Below are 15,239 nucleotides of genomic sequence, written 5' to 3' on the forward strand. Positions count from 1 at the left end.
AACACCCACTAGCAACACACGCCAATTGTGTCAATACAATCGAAAGGAACACGACCATGGCACCGATTATCGCACCGCGCCCCGCCCTTGCCTATCTGGATCGGTCTCAGCCGCTTCCGGTTGCAGCAGAGGTTGCCCTGCGTTTTGCGGTTGCGGTGACCAAATGGTCGACCCGTCGAGCGACACGAAACGCGCTGAAAACCATCGAGCCGCATCTGCTGGACGACATTGGCCTGACCCGCCAGCAAGCAATGGATGAGGCGCACCGGCCCTTTTGGGCCGAGTAACCATTAATCGACATATCCCCGCGCGCGCCACGCAACGTCATAATTGTGGCGCGCGTATCCGTTAGTATTCTGTTCAAATTGTACGGAAAGGACAGGATATGAGCGAAAGCGTCACCATCACCCGTGCCAATCACGTGGCCGAGGTCACCATCAACCGTCCCGCCAAGCGCAATGCCGTGGACATGTCAGTGTTCGAAGGTCTTGCCACCATTGGGGAATCCCTGCGCGACGACCACGACATCCGGGCCATCATCCTGCGCGGCGAAGGCGATCACTTCTGCGCCGGGATCGACACGGGCCTGTTCACCTCGGCGGACCCCAGCGATCTGTTCCGGCGTCTGATTGACCTGCCCTGCGCCCATACTCATTCGAATTTCTTTCAAAAGCCCTGCACAATCTGGCAGATGCTGGACACGCCGGTGATCGCGGCGCTGCAAGGGGTGACCTTTGGCGCGGGTCTGCAAATCGCGCTGGGGGCCGATATTCGCATCGCCGCGCCCGACACCCGCCTGTCGGTGATGGAAATCAAATGGGGGCTGGTGCCTGACATGGGGCTCAGCACCGCGCTACCACGTCTGGTGCGCGCCGACATCGCCAAAGAGCTGACCTTTACCGGGCGCATTGTCGAGGCCAATGAGGCGCAGCAGATCGGGCTGGTGACGCGCATTGCCGATGATCCGCTGGCCGCCGCGCGCGAGATGGCGCGCACCATTGCCGCCAACAACCCCGAGGCGATCCGCCGTGACAAACGGCTGCTCAACACCGCCTGGACCGCCACCCGCGCCGAGGCGTTGCGCCTGGAGGCAGAGCTGCAATCTCAGGTGCTGGGACAACCCAACCAGATCGAGGCCGTCATGGCGCAGATGCAGAACCGCACCCCCGAGTTCACCTAGACAGGCCGCGCCGGCGGGATCGAATAGGTCAACGAGGCGTGGGCGACCGGCGCCTCCATCCCTTCGGAGAACAGCAGCACATCGGTCACCGACAGCGATTTTCCCAGCTTGAGCAACCGCGCCTCGGCGATCAGGTCGACCCCGGCGGCGGGCTTGCGCATGAAGTCGATGGAGCAATGGGTCGTCACGGCCAGCGCCTCGCGCCCCACATGCGCCATGGTCGCCACATAGGCCGCCACATCCGCCAGCGCGAACATCGCGGGGCCGGACACGGTGCCACCGGGGCGCAGGTGCCGCTCATCGTTGAACAGCCGCATGGTGATCTGGCCCAAGGCGATTTCGTCAATGCCGAACATCCCGCGCACCTGCGGGAACACCTCGTCCAGATACGCACTCATTTCTTGGCTGGTAAATTTCAGATCCACGCGCTTTCCTCCGTTTTGCGGGGCAGCTAAGCTTGCCTCAAAGGGGAGGACAAGATGGAACTGTTGGAACGTCGCGACACAAATGGCGTCGCCTATCTGCACATGAACGCGCCCGAGCGACTGAACGCCCTGTCGGACGAGATGCTGGCCGCCTTTCAAGCACAGATCGACGCCTTGGCCGATGATCAGGCGACGCGGGTTGTGGTGATCTCTGGCGCGGGAAAGGCATTTTGCGCCGGGCACGATCTGAAACAGATGCAGGCCGGGCGGCAGGCCGAGGACGGCGGCAAGGCCTATTTCGCCGATCTGTTTAACCGCTGCGCCTCGGTCATGGCGGGGCTAACCCGCCTGCCCCAGCCGGTGATCGCGCAGGTCCACGGCATCGCTACGGCGGCGGGCTGTCAGATGGTGGCCTCCTGCGATATGGCGGTGGCCGCCGAGGGCACGCGCTTTGGCGTCAACGGGGTGAACATCGGGCTGTTCTGCTCGACTCCCATGGTGGCGCTGTCCCGCGCGATCCCGCGCAAGAAGGCTTTCGAGATGCTCACCACCGGCGGCTTTATCGACGCTGAGGACGCCGAGCGGCTGGGCCTGATCAACCGTATTGTCCCGGCGGAGCGTCTTGAGGCCAGCACGCAAGAGCTGGCTGAAAGCGTGGCCTCGAAACTGGGCGCTGCCGTGAAAATCGGCAAGTCCGCCTTTTACGACCAACTTACCCTGCCGCTGGACGAGGCCTACACCCTGACCGGCGCGAACATGGTGGAAAACATGCTTTGGCGCGACACCAACGAAGGCATCACCGCCTTTCTGGAAAAGCGCAAGCCAGACTGGGCGTGAGCTGCGGTTTTGCTTGGCATAGGGCGCGCCTTGGCCTAAATCGCAGCCATGACACACAAGCTACATATCGTCGGCGGCGGCATGGCCGGGTCCGAGGCCGCCTGGCAGGCCGCCAACATGGGGGTGCAGGTCGTCCTGCACGAGATGCGTCCGCAGGTAAAGACCTTCGCGCATCGTACTGGAAACTTTGGGGAAATGGTTTGCTCCAACTCCTTCCGGTCGGACGATCATGAACAAAACGCCGTGGGCCTCTTGCATTGGGAAATGATGCAGGCGGGCTCGCTCATCATGACCACCGCGCATCAGCACCGCCTGCCTGCGGGTGGCGCGCTGGCCGTGGACCGCGATCCTTTTGCGCGAAGCGTCACCGATGCTTTAACATCGCATGATAACATCCAGATTTCATTCGAAGAAATCGACACGTTGCCCGATGAAGGGAATTGGATTTTCGCCACCGGGCCGCTGACCTCGGAAAACCTCGGCAAGGCCATTCAGGCGGAAACCGGCGCCGATCGTCTGGCGTTTTTCGACGCCATCGCGCCCATCGTCTACGCCGAAAGCATCGACATGAACGTCGCGTGGCTGCAATCGCGCTATGACAAGGGCGAAACCGAGGAAGAGCAAAAGGCCTACATCAACTGCCCCATGAACAAGGCGCAGTACGAGGCCTTTATCGACGCGCTTCTGGCCGCCGACAAGACCGAGTTCCACGAAGGCGAGACCGCGACCTATTTCGACGGTTGCCTGCCGATCGAGGTCATGGCCGAGCGTGGCCGCGAGACCCTGCGCCACGGCCCGATGAAGCCCGTCGGCCTGACCAACCCGCACAACCCCGAGGAAAAGGCCTATGCCGTGGTGCAGCTGCGCCGGGACAACTCCCTGGGGACGCTCTACAATATCGTCGGCTTTCAGACCAAGATGAAGTACGGTGCGCAAACCGCTGTTTTCAAAATGATTCCCGGTTTGCAAGATGCGTCCTTTGCCCGTCTGGGCGGCATCCACCGCAACACCTTTTTGAACTCTCCAACGCTGCTGGACGCGCAGATGCGCCTGCGGTCCAAGCCGAACATCCGCTTTGCCGGTCAGGTCACCGGCGTCGAAGGCTACGTGGAAAGCGCCGCTATGGGCTTGCTCGCGGGGCGTATGGCCGCCGCAGAGATCCTTGGCAAACCGCTGGAAACCGTGCCGCAGGACACCGCCCACGGCGCGCTGGTGCACCACATCACCGGCGGCGCAGAGGCAAAGACCTTTCAGCCGATGAACGTCAATTTCGGCCTGTTCCGCCCCTTGGAAAACAGCGGGATCAAGGGCGGGCGCCGCGGCCGCAAGGACCGCTACAAGGCCTACACAGACCGCGCCAAGGCGGATTGGACCGCGTGGCTGGAAGGCCAAGCCTAAGGCGGCGTATGAGATATGCGCAGTAAGGGGTTGAAATATGGCCTTTAAAACCAGATTTGCCCCTTCACCGACGGGCCCCTTGCATCTGGGCCACGCCTATTCGGCGCTGCTGGCCTATGACATGGCGCGGGGCGGCGCGTTCCTGCTGCGGATCGAAGACATCGATTCCACCCGCTCGCGCCCGCAATGGGAAGCCCAGATTTACGAGGATCTGGCGTGGCTTGGGCTGGACTGGCCGGCGCCCGTGATGCGCCAGTCGGACCGTCTGGACGCCTACCGTGATGCCTTGCAAGACCTGTGGACGCGCGGCCTGATCTACCCGTGCAGCTGCACCCGGCGCGACATTCAGGCCGCCATGTCCGCCCCGCAAGAGGGCGCAGAGCCCGCCTATGGCCCCGATGGCTTGGTCTATCCCGGCACCTGCCGCCGCGTGCCTACGCAGGCCAGTCCGCCAGAAGGAACCGCCCTTCGGTTGAACATGGCCGCTGCGCTGGAGGCGCTGGATGGCCCGCTGATGTTCGAGGAAACCGGAGCCTTTGACGCGCCCCAAACGGTGCAGATCAACACCTGTGATCTGACATCAAAAGTGGGCGATATCGTATTGTCTCGAAAAGATTTTCCGGGATCATACCACCTCTCCGTGGTGCTCGATGACGCGGCCCAGGGCATCACCCATGTGGTGCGCGGACGCGATCTGTTCGAGGCGACGCAAATCCACGTGGTCTTGCAGCGCTTGCTGGGTCTGCCGACGCCCGTCTACCACCACCACCGCTTGATCCGCGATGAGCACGGCAAACGTCTGGCCAAGCGCGACGACGCCCGTGCCATTGCGCTCTATCGTGCTGAGGGCCGCAGCCCGCAGGATATTCGCGAAATGGTGGGCCTGCCTGCGCGCTAAGCGCTTGACGACTCGGGGCGTTGCGCCTATTTCACGGGAACCCGAGCGGGTATGGTGAAAAGGTATCACACGAGCTTCCCAAGCTCTTGTTACGGGTTCGATTCCCGTTACCCGCTCCAACTCTTCCCTACATGAGCCGACCTTGCGTAGCCTTTGAAATCATTCGGATTTCGTCGCGAATAGGCCCGTCGCGCGGCGCGTCAATCAGCGTCGTCAACAGCGCCTGAGACGGCATTTCCCGGCGATGCCACGTCAAACCAGCCAGCACGTGCCGCCCCGCCAAAGGCATGGGCGCGTGCAAATCCTTCCCCGACAGCGCGCCCCAGATCGCGGTCCAGGCGCGCGCCGTGCTCCACGGGTTGTAGCCGCCACCGCCCGACACGATCAGCCGAGGCGCCAAGGGACGCAGCGCGCGCACAGCCGCCACATGGGCATTGTTTGACAGCGCAAGGCGGGACAGCGGGTCTTCGAGCAGTGCATCCGCTCCGGCCTGCAAGTATATGGCATCAGGTAAAAAATCCGAAACGGCCGGCAGGATGGCCTCGTTCAACAGCAGGTCGAACTCGCTGTCGTTCAGCCCGCGCGGCACCGGCAGGTTAAAGCTCGCGCCGCCTGCGGTGTCGTCCAGCGCGCCGGTAAAGGGCCAGCGCCGCGCCTCGTGCAGAGAGATCACGCGCACGCGCTGAGACCCGGCAAACGCCGCCTCGACCCCGTCGCCGTGATGGGCGTCGATGTCCACGTAGGCCACGCGCCGCAGCCCCATATCCAGCAGCCGCAGGATCGTCAGAACCGGCTCGTTCACGAAGCAGAACCCCGCCGCGCGATCGGGAAAACCGTGGTGCGTGCCGCCGCCGGGATTGTAGACGACACCGCCGTTCTTAACCAATTCCGCGGCCAGCAGACCACCCCCAGCGGCGGTCGCGGGACGGCGGAACATCTGGCCAAAGATCGGGTTCGACAGCGTCCCAAGGCCGTGCCTCTCGCGCACCGCATCACTGACCGCGCCCGTCTCTTCGGCGGCTTGCAGGGCCGCCAAATAGGCGTCGGTGTGAAAGGCGCGCAGGGCGGCGGACTTGGCGCGCGGCGAGGTGCGGTAGCGGTCCGCAGGCAGCCAGCCAAGCGCGTGCGCAAGGTCGGTCACCGCCGGAACGCGCTGGATCGACAGGGGGTGGCGCGGCCCATAAATCGAGCCGCGATATATATTTGAGCCAATAAACAAAGCGTCCTGCATCCCTGCGACAATAGCGCGCGACAGCGGATTGTGAACCGCCGCGTTCAGGCGTAGGCAGGGCCTATGCTGACCCGACTCTCTTTTGCCTTGATCTGGAAAACCGCCCTGTTGCTCGCCATCGGGGCGGGCGGCGGATGGAGCGCGCTGCACCTCGGGCTGCCGCTGCCGTGGATGATCGGCGGGCTGAGCGTTTCGGCGGCCTTGGTGCTAATGCCGTGGCGGCTGCCGGTGCTGGACGGGTATAGCTTTCCCATGGGGCTGCGCACGCTGTTCGTGACCTTGATCGGGGTGATGATCGGCACGCAGGTGACGCCGGATTTGCTGAGCCTTGCGGGCAAGCTGCCGCTGACCATGGGGTTTTTGTTCGTCTTTGTGCTGGTCGCCCACGCCGGAAATTTCGCCATCTTCCAATGGCTTGGCGGGTATGACCGGGCGACGGCCTTTTACGCGGGCACGCCCGGCGGCCTGATGGAAAGCATCATGATGGGCGAGGCCAGCGGCGCGGATATTCGCGCGCTGACCACCCAGCAGTTCCTGCGCATCATCGTGGTGATCACCGTGCTGCCGCTGGGGCTGTCGCTGTGGCTGGGCGAAGCGGTTGGCTCTGCCTCTGGCGCGGTTTTGCCGGGGGGTGACGTGCCGGTGAGCCTGCCGAGCCTTGCGCTGATCGTGATCACCGGAGGGCTGGGGCTGGGCCTTGGGCGGCTGGTCAAACTGCCCGCCGCGCAGCTGACCGGGCCGTTGTTGCTGGCGGGCGGCGCGACGGTGACGGGGCTGGTCGATTTGCACCTGCCGGTCTGGCTGATCGCGGCGGCGCAACTGGTGATCGGCGTGTCGCTGGGTCTGCGGTTCAAAGGCGTCACGGGCCGGATGCTGCGCAATTCGCTGGGGTTGGCGGTGGTGTCGGTGGTCTACATGCTGGCGGTGGGCGCGGCGATGGCTTGGGTGCTGACGCAGCTGACCGGGATCGCGTTTTTGCACCTGCTGATCAGCTTTGCCCCCGGCGGGGTGGCCGAGATGTCGATTGTCGCGCTCAGCCTTGCGGCCAACCCGGCGCTGGTCAGCCTGCACCACGTGGCGCGCATCCTGATGACCGTCGTGGAAATGTCGCTATTAGGGCGCTGGCTGCGCCCCTAGCCGTTAACCTTCTTCGGCGCGCTCGGCCAGATCGAGCCAATCCTCTTCGGCCTTGGCCAAGGCGTCTTGGCGTTCGACCAGCGCATCGGTGGCTTTCTTGAACTTCAGCGGTTCCTTGTGGAACAGGTCCGGGGCGGCGAGGAACTCTTCGAGCTTGGCAATCTCTGCCGTGAGGCGGTCGATTTCGCCGGGCAAAGCCTCTAGACGGTGCTTTTCGGTAAACGACAGTCCGGACGAGGCCGGTTTCTCTGCCGGTTTCGCCTCGGCCTTGGCCGCCTTTGGTTTCGCCGCCTCCTTGGGGGCCGCATCGGCGCGCTTTTGCGTCTGGTAGTCGGACCAGCCGCCCGCGTAGACCGTCGCCTGCCCGCGCCCCTCCATCGCCACGGTGGTCGTCGCCACCCGGTCGAGGAAATCGCGGTCGTGCGAGATCAGGATCACCGTGCCGTCGTAATCGTCCAAGAGCTCTTGGAGCAGGTCGAGCGTTTCCACGTCCAGATCGTTGGTCGGCTCGTCGAGCACCAGCAGGTTCGATTCCTTGGCCATGATCCGCGCCAGCAGCAGCCGCGCCTTTTCACCGCCCGACAGGGACCGCACGGGCGCGCGGGCTTGACGTTCGTCGAACAGGAACTCCTTGAGGTAGCCGACCACATGTTTGGGCGTGCCGCGCACCATGACCTGGTCACTAGAGCCGCTGACGCGCATCCCCGGATCGTTGGTCAGGCTGTCCCACAGCGTCGCGTCCGGGTCCAGCTGCGCCCGCGTCTGGTCAAAGATCGCCGGCAGCAGGTTGGTGCCAAGCGTCACCGTCCCCTCGTCGGGGGTGATCTCGCCCATCAGGATACGGATCAGCGTCGTCTTGCCCACGCCATTCGGCCCGACAAAGGCGACGCGGTCGCCGCGCTGGATCGTCAGGTCAAACCCGCGCACAATGGCCTTGTCGCCAAAGGCATGGCTGATCCCTTTGGCGTCCACCACCTTGCGGCCAGATTTCGGCCCCGAGGACAGCTCCATCGCCGCCTGCCCCTGCCGCTTGATCTGGGCGCCGCGCTCGGCGCGCATGTCTTGCAGGCGGCGCACCCGGCCTTGGTTGCGCTTGCGGCGGGCGCTGATGCCCTCGACCGCCCAACGTGCCTCGGCCTTGATCTTGCGGTCCAGCTTGTGGCGCTGGATGTCTTCCTCTTCCCACGCCTTGTCGCGCCATGCCTCGAAGGCGGCAAAGCCCTGTTCCTGACGGCGCACCTGTCCCCGGTCGATCCAGAGCGTCGCGCGGGTCAGTTCAGTCAGGAAGCGCCGGTCGTGCGAGATCAGCACAAAGGCGCGGCGGGTGGATTTCAGTTCGTCCTCAAGCCATTGAATCGCTTCAATATCAAGGTGGTTGGTCGGCTCGTCCAGCAGCATCAGCTCTGGCTCTTCAGCCATCAGCTTGGCCAGCGCTGCGCGGCGACGTTCCCCGCCCGAGGCGGTTTCGATCAAACGGTCAGGGTCGAACTTCAACCCCTCAGAGGCGCGCTCCACCCGGTACATCTCGGACGCGTCCAGCTCGGAGGTGGCGAATTCGCCCAGCGTCTTGAACCCCGACAGGTCCGGTTCCTGCTGCATATAGCCGACGGACACGCCGGTGGGCACGATGACCTCGCCCCGGTCCGCCTCGACCAGCCCGGCCATCACCTTCATCAAGGTGGATTTGCCAGAGCCATTGCGCCCGACCAAGGCGACGCGGTCGCCTTGCTGGACGTTCAGGGACAGCGCGTCAAAGACGGGATTGCCGCCAAAGGTGAGCGAAATATCGGTGAGCTGTAAAAGAGGGATCGTAGCCATGCGCGAGCGCTATGGCTTTCCTTGCTCCGCGTCAAGCGGGGGCGTGGCCGCGAGCGCGCGCAGCAGGCGTTGGCGGGCGGGCGGAATGCGGGCGATTTCCACCCCGGTAAAGACGTGCAGCGTGTCCATGGCAGGATCAATCACCGCGTGGTCGGACACCCAGCCGCCCATGGACAGGTAGGTCCGCAGCAGCCCCGGCATCTGGCGGGCGGCGGCGCGCGGGTCGTCCTGTGGCTGGATGTGCTGGGCATAGGCATAGGTCTGCGAGGCTTTGACGCGCGGGGCATAGGCGCTTGGCGCGAGGTGCAGTTGCGCCAGACGGGCCAGCGCGGCGCTGTAGGGCGCGGGGTCTGTCCCCGCAAAGGAGGCGCAGCCACACAGCAAGGTCACTCCGGCGGCATCGACGATGCAGGTCAGCACCGCCCAAGCCAGCCTTAGAACATGCGGATCGTGGCAGTCGGGCGCGAGGCAAAACCGCCCCAGCTCCAGCACCGGACCGGGGAAATCCGTCAAAGCGCTCAGGTCATAGGCTTGCGCGGCATAGCCCTTCGCCAAAGCCTCTCCACCCGGGAAAATCATGTAGCGATAGGCGCAGACCACCTGCCCCGTCTGCCGGTCGCGAATGGCGACCTGCGTGCTGGCCCCGTCAAAGGCGTCCGGCCCCGGATCGGCAAAGACCGCGCGGCGCAGCGGCAAAACCTCGTCCACCGTCGCCAAAGCCACCGCATAGCGCCCCGAGGACAGCGCCGCCTGCTGCGACGCGGGCAGCCAAGCGTGACCCAAAGCGCCTGCCCCGGCCTTAGTTGCCCAGCAGATCGGCCGCGTTCAGCCCGCCGATATTGCCGAAAAGTTTCTTGATAAAGCCGATGTCCCCATCGGAGGTGCGCGTCACACGGCGCGTCAGCGGCACCACCTGCCCGTCTTCCAGACCATAGGTGGTCAGGTTTTCAACGACGCCCGCCTGGTCAAAGGTGATGGCCAGGATCTGGCGGTCGACGATCTCGGGCGCTTGCCAGGCGAACTGCCGCACATCGGTTTCGATATAATAGTAGCCGGAGTCGTTCAGCACACCCGCCGCATTGGGCACACCGATCAGATCCTCGACCGACGCCCGCGTGTCCACACCCGGCACAATCATCGACAGCTCGTCCTCGGGGGGCATGTAGCCATGGGTGCGGTACTGCGCCGTGCAAGCCCCCAGCGTGGCCAAAACACAGGCCGCCACCGTCACTTTTGCGAATCCCACCATGCTGCGCATCGAATGCCCCTCTTGATCTTGGCCCTCCCGGACCTCTAATCCCCTTAAAGAAGGAAAGCCATTCGTTCAAGCACAGGAAAGCCTTAGCCTATGTCCGCACCCTCACAAGACGACACGATCCTGCGCGTCTCCTCGCTGCGCCAGACCAGCGACACCCGTTTCAAGCTGGAACCGGACGCCGCCGCGCGCGCGGCGCTGGCGCAGGATGTCGGCGCGGATGCGGTGCGCAAAATCCGCTTTGACGGCGTGCTGACACCGCGCGGGCGCGCGGGCTTTACCCTGACCGCCAAGCTTGGCGCGACGGTGGTGCAGCCCTGTATCGTCACGCTGGAGCCGGTAACCACGCGGATTGACACCGAGGTCATCCGCCACTTTGTCCCCGAAGAGCGCATGGACCGCTACGATGAGGGCTCGGAAACCGAGATGTCCGAAGAGGACGAGCAGACCGACGTTCTGGGCGAGGTGATCGACCTGAGCGAAGTCATGGCCGAGGCGCTGTCTCTGGCGATGCCCACCTACCCGCGCAAGGACGGCGCCGAACTGGAAGGCGCGCAATTTGCCGCCGAGGGAATCGCCCCGATGCAGGACGAAGACACCAAACCTTTTGCAGGACTGGCGGCTTTGCGCGAAAAAATGCAAAAGGACGGCGGCGAAGATTAAGAATCGTCTTGCTCTTTGAGACTTTCTGCGTATTTTCGCGCCTTCATGAAAGAATGATGCTTGTGTCCGCTGCGGGCTGTGCCCTATGACGCGCCACAGGACCAGACACACCGGGCAGATCAATGCCCCTACGCTAATTAGAGGTTGAGACATGGCCGTCCAGCAGAACAAAGTTTCCAAATCGCGCCGCAACAACCGTCGTGCACACGACGCGCTGTCCGCTGCAAACCCGAACGAGTGCGACAACTGCGGGGAGCTCAAGCGCCCGCACCACGTTTGCCCGTCCTGCGGTCACTACGCAGAGCGCGAAGTCATCGCCCAGGCGAATGACGTCGACCTGGAAGACGACGCAGCTTAATAGACTTAGGCTCGGCCTGTTATGACCTCATTGAAGGATCACACAACGGCAGGCTCGGGCAGAGTCGTGATTTCGGTTGACGCCATGGGCGGCGACCGCGGGCCGGCGACTGTTGTCGCCGGCATTGCCGATTCCGCTGCCAAGAACCCCGAGCTGGATTTCATCCTGCACGGGCCAGAGCCGGAGTTGGCCAAGCTGGTTGCCAAAAAGGGCATTCAGGACCGCGTACAGATCCGCCATGCGGAAAACGTGGTAAACATGACCGACAAGCCGTCTCAGGTCATGCGCAACGGCAAGGGCACGTCCATGTGGTCGACGCTCGAATCGGTGCGCAACGGAGAGGCCAAGGTCGCCGTGTCCTGCGGCAACACCGGCGCGCTCATGGCGCTGTCGATGATCCGCCTGCGCAAGCTGCCCGGCGTTGACCGCCCCGCCATCGCGATTCTCTGGCCCTCGCGCAATCCGCAGGGGTTCAACGTGATGCTGGACGTGGGCGCCGATATTCGCGCCGATGCGCAGGATCTGCTGCAATACGCGCTGATGGGTGCCTCTTATGCCCGCAACGCGCTGGACCTGCCGCGCCCGCGCGTCGGTCTGCTGAACGTCGGCACCGAGGAACACAAGGGCCGCGCCGAGCTGCACGAAGCGTGGAAGCTGATCGACGCCCGCAAGGACGACGGCATGTATGACTTCGTCGGCTTTGTCGAAGGCGGCGATATTCCCGGCAAGGCCTGCGACGTGATCGTCACCGATGGGTTCACCGGCAATATTGCGCTCAAGACCGGCGAAGGCACCGCCTCGCTGATTGGAGATCTGCTGAAAGAGGCGTTCGCATACTCGCCGCTGTCGCGGATTGCGTCGCTTTTGGCGCTGACTTCCCTTAAGCGTTTGAAAAAGCGTATTGATCCGCGCCGGGTCAATGGCGGCGTCTTCCTTGGGCTGAACGGCACCGTGGTGAAATCCCACGGCGCGGCGGATGCCACCGGGATCGCGGCGGCGGTAAAACTGGCGTACGAACTGGCACGCTCTGGATTCGGGGATCGGCTGGCCGCACGGGTTGCGTCTGCCGCCGAGCTTGCGCAGGATACCCCGAACCAAAAGGACTAACGAACATGAGCACTACACGCGCCGTCGTCATTGGTGTCGGACACTACCTGCCAGAGCGCGTGGTGGAAAACGCCGAATTCGAGGACAGCCTCGACACCACCGACGAGTGGATTCGCGCGCGCTCTGGGATCGAACGCCGCCACTTTGCCGCCGACGGGCAGAACACCTCTCATCTGGCGGCCAATGCCGCGCGCGCCGCGCTGGCCGACGCCGGGCTGGAGGTCAACGATCTGGACGCCATCGTGGTGGCCACTTCGACCGCCGATCTGACCTTTCCCTCTGCCGCGACCATGGTGCAGGCCGAGCTGGGCATGATGCACGGTTTTGCCTTTGACGTCCAAGCGGTCTGTGCGGGCTTTATCTATGCGCTGACCAACGCCAACGCGCTGATCCTTGCCGGGTCGGCCAAGCGGGTGATGGTCATCGGGGCCGAAACCTTTAGCCGCATCATGGATTGGACCGACCGGTCGACCTGCGTGCTGTTCGGTGATGGTGCGGGCGCGCTGATCCTTGAGGCCCGCGAGGGAACCGGCACCGCCAATGATCGAGGTGTGCTGTCCACCGACCTCAATTCCGACGGCCAGTTCAAGGATCTGCTCTTTGTCGACGGCGGCGTGTCCACCCAGACCACCGGCTACCTGCGGATGCAGGGCAACGCCGTCTTCCGCCACGCGGTTGAAAAGCTGGCGGCGACCGCGACCACCGCGCTTGGCAAGGCGGGTCTGGCCAGCGAGGACATCGATTGGGTTGTCCCGCATCAGGCCAACATCCGCATCATCCAAGGCACCGCCAAGAAACTGGGCCTGCCCATGGACCGCGTGGTTGTCACCGTTCAGGACCACGGCAACACCTCTGCCGCCTCGATCCCGCTGGCGCTGTCGGTGGGCAAGGCGCGCGGCCAGATCAAAGAGGGCGACGTGGTCGTCACCGAGGCCATTGGCGGCGGTCTGGCCTGGGGTGCGGTTGTTCTGCGCTGGTAAACTGCGCAACTGCCGCGCGAAGACGGTTTAACGATATATTAAACACTTGCCTGCAAGCCATTGATATTGACTTGTGTTTTGGCGCGCGTAAGCTGCAAGCAAAACCGGAGGGGACGAACGGATGAGTGACAAAACACTGACTCGCATGGATCTGAGCGAAGCGGTCTTCCGCGAAGTAGGTCTGTCGCGCAACGAAAGCGCCGACCTGGTCGAGGCGGTGCTGTCGCACATGTCCGACGCGCTGGTCGCGGGCGAACAGGTTAAGATTTCCTCCTTTGGCACCTTTTCGGTCCGGGAAAAGGCCGCCCGCGTGGGCCGCAACCCCAAGACCGGCAAAGAGGTCCCGATCGAGCCGCGCCGCGTGCTGACGTTCCGCCCTTCGCATCTGATGAAGGATCGCGTGGCCGACGGCAACAAGCGCTGAGGCGCCGCCCATGTCCAAATCCCGCGACGCCTTCCGCACGATTTCCGAAGTTGCGGACTGGCTTGATACACCGGCGCATGTGCTGCGCTTTTGGGAAAGCAAGTTCAGTCAGGTCAAACCGGTCAAACGTGCGGGCGGGCGTCGCTACTACCGCCCGGCGGACATGGAATTGTTGGGCGGAATCAAGAAGTTGCTGCACGACGATGGGATGACCATCAAGGGCGTGCAAAAGGTGCTGCGCGAGCAGGGCGTCAAATATGTCACCGGCCTGTCCGAACGGGTCGAGGATGGCGACGATGGTGATCTGATCGAGGCCGCCACCTATGCCGAGGTCTCCGAGTTCGAGGATGCCCCCTTTGCCGAGGATGTCGAAGAACACGCCGCCGAGGTTCTGACCTTTCCGCGCGATCAAAGCGCCGAAGCCGAGCCGGAAACGCTCGAGATGTTCCCCATGGACGAGGACGCGCCCGCGCCCCAGCCTGCGGACCCTGAGCCTGACCCCGCGCCTGCCGAGGCCGAAGCGCCCTTGGTCGCAACGCCCACCGACGAAGACACGCTTCCCCTGCCCTTTGACGATCTGCCCGAGGACGATCTGCCCGAGGACGATCTTCCCGGGGCCAGCGAATCGCCCGCCGTCGATCTGACGCCGGATGCGCCCGAACCGGATGCGCCTGAAGAGGTGGATAACATCTTTGCCACGGCGGACGGTGACGCAGACGACGCGCCAGAGGACATGCAGGCCGAGCCTGCCACGGATGAGGACGAAGAGCCCGTCTTCGTCAGCGAATCGCCCGCCGATTTTGACGCAGCGCCTCAGGACGACGCCGCAGAGCCCATAGCCGAGATGGATGATGTCGCCGCCGAGGAGGTGACGTTTGATGATCCAGCGGATGCCTTTGCAGAGCACCACGCCGCCACGGACGACACAGCCGATCCGGCGGCGCAGGAAGCGGCCGAAGGGACTGATCTTCCAAGCGAATTCTCTGCACCAGAGCCAGACTCCGCAGAACCTGCTGTGGAACCAGAGTTAGCCCCCGAAACCGAAGAGGCTTTGGACCCGCCCGCTGAGGCCGCAGAAGAGCCCGCCTTTGAGGTTGCCGAGGACGCTTTGCCAGAACCGGAGACGACAGACTGGCCGCACGCCCAAGAAGACGCGCCGATCCAAGAGGTCGCAGAGACACCGGATGTGGCCGAGGTGGCCGTAGATGATGCCGAGGGCGCCGCCCCCGCCGCCGAGCAGCCCGACGATGCTGAACCCGACGGTCCCGAAGTGGGTGAAGCAGAAGCGGACCCGAGCTTGGGGCTGATGGACGCGCCAGATATGGCAGACGCCGAAGATTTGACCGACGACGCGCCGTCCGATCTCGAAGAGACTGGTGACCCAGCACCGATGGCGGACAGCGCCGAGCTTGATCCGCATGTGGTGTCGCTGGATGCGCCGCAGGACACGCCCGAGTTGACCCAGCCAGAGGCGGCTATCGCAGAGCCTGAGCCTGAGCCTGAGCCTGAGCCTGAGCCTGAGCCTGAG

Annotated in this window: 17 protein-coding genes and 1 tRNA gene; 13 read left to right on the plus strand and 5 right to left on the minus strand. The window is 64.0% G+C overall.

Features of this window, described 5'->3' with window-relative positions:
- Positions 1-56: 56 nt before the first annotated feature.
- The gene (locus B9A11_RS05515; protein WP_058246890.1) at positions 57-287 is read left to right on the plus strand and encodes a DUF1127 domain-containing protein; all 231 of its coding nucleotides are present in this window, start codon (positions 57-59) and stop codon (positions 285-287) included.
- A 98-nt stretch (positions 288-385) separates the two neighbouring features.
- On the plus strand, positions 386-1,180 hold the full coding sequence (locus B9A11_RS05520) for a crotonase/enoyl-CoA hydratase family protein (RefSeq protein ID WP_058246889.1): 795 nt from the start codon (positions 386-388) through the stop codon (positions 1,178-1,180).
- Here the strand turns inward: B9A11_RS05520 and B9A11_RS05525 are convergent.
- On the minus strand, positions 1,177-1,605 hold the full coding sequence (locus B9A11_RS05525; protein ID WP_058246888.1) for a PaaI family thioesterase: 429 nt from the start codon (positions 1,603-1,605) through the stop codon (positions 1,177-1,179). The genes B9A11_RS05520 and B9A11_RS05525 overlap by 4 nt on opposite strands.
- Positions 1,606-1,659: 54 nt before the next feature.
- On the opposite strand from B9A11_RS05525, the gene B9A11_RS05530 reads away from it, so the two are divergent.
- From B9A11_RS05530 to B9A11_RS05545, 4 genes are all read left to right on the plus strand, one after another.
- Entirely contained in the window at positions 1,660-2,442 is a 783-nt protein-coding gene (locus B9A11_RS05530) for an enoyl-CoA hydratase (RefSeq protein ID WP_058246887.1), read from the plus strand.
- Between the two features lie 48 nt (positions 2,443-2,490).
- The gene (gene trmFO / locus B9A11_RS05535) at positions 2,491-3,840 is read left to right on the plus strand and encodes a methylenetetrahydrofolate--tRNA-(uracil(54)-C(5))-methyltransferase (FADH(2)-oxidizing) TrmFO (RefSeq protein ID WP_058246886.1); all 1,350 of its coding nucleotides are present in this window, start codon (positions 2,491-2,493) and stop codon (positions 3,838-3,840) included.
- 37 nt (positions 3,841-3,877) lie between these two features.
- Positions 3,878-4,738, plus strand: coding sequence for a tRNA glutamyl-Q(34) synthetase GluQRS (gene gluQRS / locus B9A11_RS05540; protein ID WP_058246885.1), 861 nt, complete (start codon positions 3,878-3,880; stop codon positions 4,736-4,738).
- A gap of 45 nt (positions 4,739-4,783) precedes the next feature.
- Positions 4,784-4,857 (plus strand) — tRNA-Gly (locus tag B9A11_RS05545).
- Between the two features lie 8 nt (positions 4,858-4,865).
- On the opposite strand, the gene B9A11_RS05550 is transcribed toward B9A11_RS05545, so the two are convergent.
- Positions 4,866-5,969 carry an acetoin utilization protein AcuC gene (locus B9A11_RS05550; RefSeq protein ID WP_058246884.1) on the minus strand — a complete coding sequence of 368 codons (1,104 nt, stop codon included), beginning with the start codon at positions 5,967-5,969 and terminating at the stop codon, positions 4,866-4,868.
- Positions 5,970-6,032: 63 nt separating this feature from the next.
- Between B9A11_RS05550 and B9A11_RS05555 the strand changes: the two genes are divergently transcribed.
- On the plus strand, positions 6,033-7,106 hold the full coding sequence (locus B9A11_RS05555) for an AbrB family transcriptional regulator (protein ID WP_058246883.1): 1,074 nt from the start codon (positions 6,033-6,035) through the stop codon (positions 7,104-7,106).
- 3 nt (positions 7,107-7,109) lie between these two features.
- Here B9A11_RS05555 and B9A11_RS05560 read toward each other — a convergent pair whose 3' ends face one another.
- Genes B9A11_RS05560 through B9A11_RS05570 form a run of 3 tightly spaced genes read right to left on the minus strand, consistent with a single transcriptional unit; the run spans position 7,110 to position 10,182 of the window.
- Positions 7,110-8,924, minus strand: coding sequence for an ABC-F family ATP-binding cassette domain-containing protein (locus B9A11_RS05560; protein ID WP_058246882.1), 1,815 nt, complete (start codon positions 8,922-8,924; stop codon positions 7,110-7,112).
- Between the two features lie 9 nt (positions 8,925-8,933).
- Positions 8,934-9,707 carry a GNAT family N-acetyltransferase gene (locus tag B9A11_RS05565; protein ID WP_058246881.1) on the minus strand — a complete coding sequence of 258 codons (774 nt, stop codon included), beginning with the start codon at positions 9,705-9,707 and terminating at the stop codon, positions 8,934-8,936.
- Between the two features lie 16 nt (positions 9,708-9,723).
- On the minus strand, positions 9,724-10,182 hold the full coding sequence (locus B9A11_RS05570) for an outer membrane protein assembly factor BamE (RefSeq protein WP_058246880.1): 459 nt from the start codon (positions 10,180-10,182) through the stop codon (positions 9,724-9,726).
- A 90-nt stretch (positions 10,183-10,272) separates the two neighbouring features.
- Here B9A11_RS05570 and B9A11_RS05575 point away from each other — a divergent pair, with 90 nt between their 5' ends.
- The 6 genes from B9A11_RS05575 to B9A11_RS22040 all read left to right on the plus strand — a co-directional run.
- Positions 10,273-10,842, plus strand: coding sequence for a YceD family protein (locus B9A11_RS05575; protein ID WP_058246879.1), 570 nt, complete (start codon positions 10,273-10,275; stop codon positions 10,840-10,842).
- Between the two features lie 151 nt (positions 10,843-10,993).
- Positions 10,994-11,200, plus strand: coding sequence for a 50S ribosomal protein L32 (rpmF, locus tag B9A11_RS05580; RefSeq protein ID WP_058246878.1), 207 nt, complete (start codon positions 10,994-10,996; stop codon positions 11,198-11,200).
- A gap of 21 nt (positions 11,201-11,221) precedes the next feature.
- Positions 11,222-12,307, plus strand: coding sequence for a phosphate acyltransferase PlsX (gene plsX, locus B9A11_RS05585; RefSeq protein ID WP_058246877.1), 1,086 nt, complete (start codon positions 11,222-11,224; stop codon positions 12,305-12,307).
- Between the two features lie 5 nt (positions 12,308-12,312).
- Entirely contained in the window at positions 12,313-13,287 is a 975-nt protein-coding gene (locus B9A11_RS05590) for a beta-ketoacyl-ACP synthase III (protein WP_058246876.1), read from the plus strand.
- A 121-nt stretch (positions 13,288-13,408) separates the two neighbouring features.
- Complete coding sequence (gene ihfA / locus B9A11_RS05595) at positions 13,409-13,711, plus strand: integration host factor subunit alpha (RefSeq protein WP_058246875.1); 303 nt, start codon at positions 13,409-13,411, stop codon at positions 13,709-13,711.
- Positions 13,712-13,721: 10 nt separating this feature from the next.
- A partial coding sequence (locus B9A11_RS22040; protein ID WP_084662788.1) for a MerR family transcriptional regulator occupies positions 13,722-15,239 on the plus strand: 1,518 nt, incomplete at its 3' end.

It is taken from the genome of Tropicibacter naphthalenivorans (genome assembly GCF_900176475.1).
Classification (GTDB): domain Bacteria; phylum Pseudomonadota; class Alphaproteobacteria; order Rhodobacterales; family Rhodobacteraceae; genus Tropicibacter; species Tropicibacter naphthalenivorans.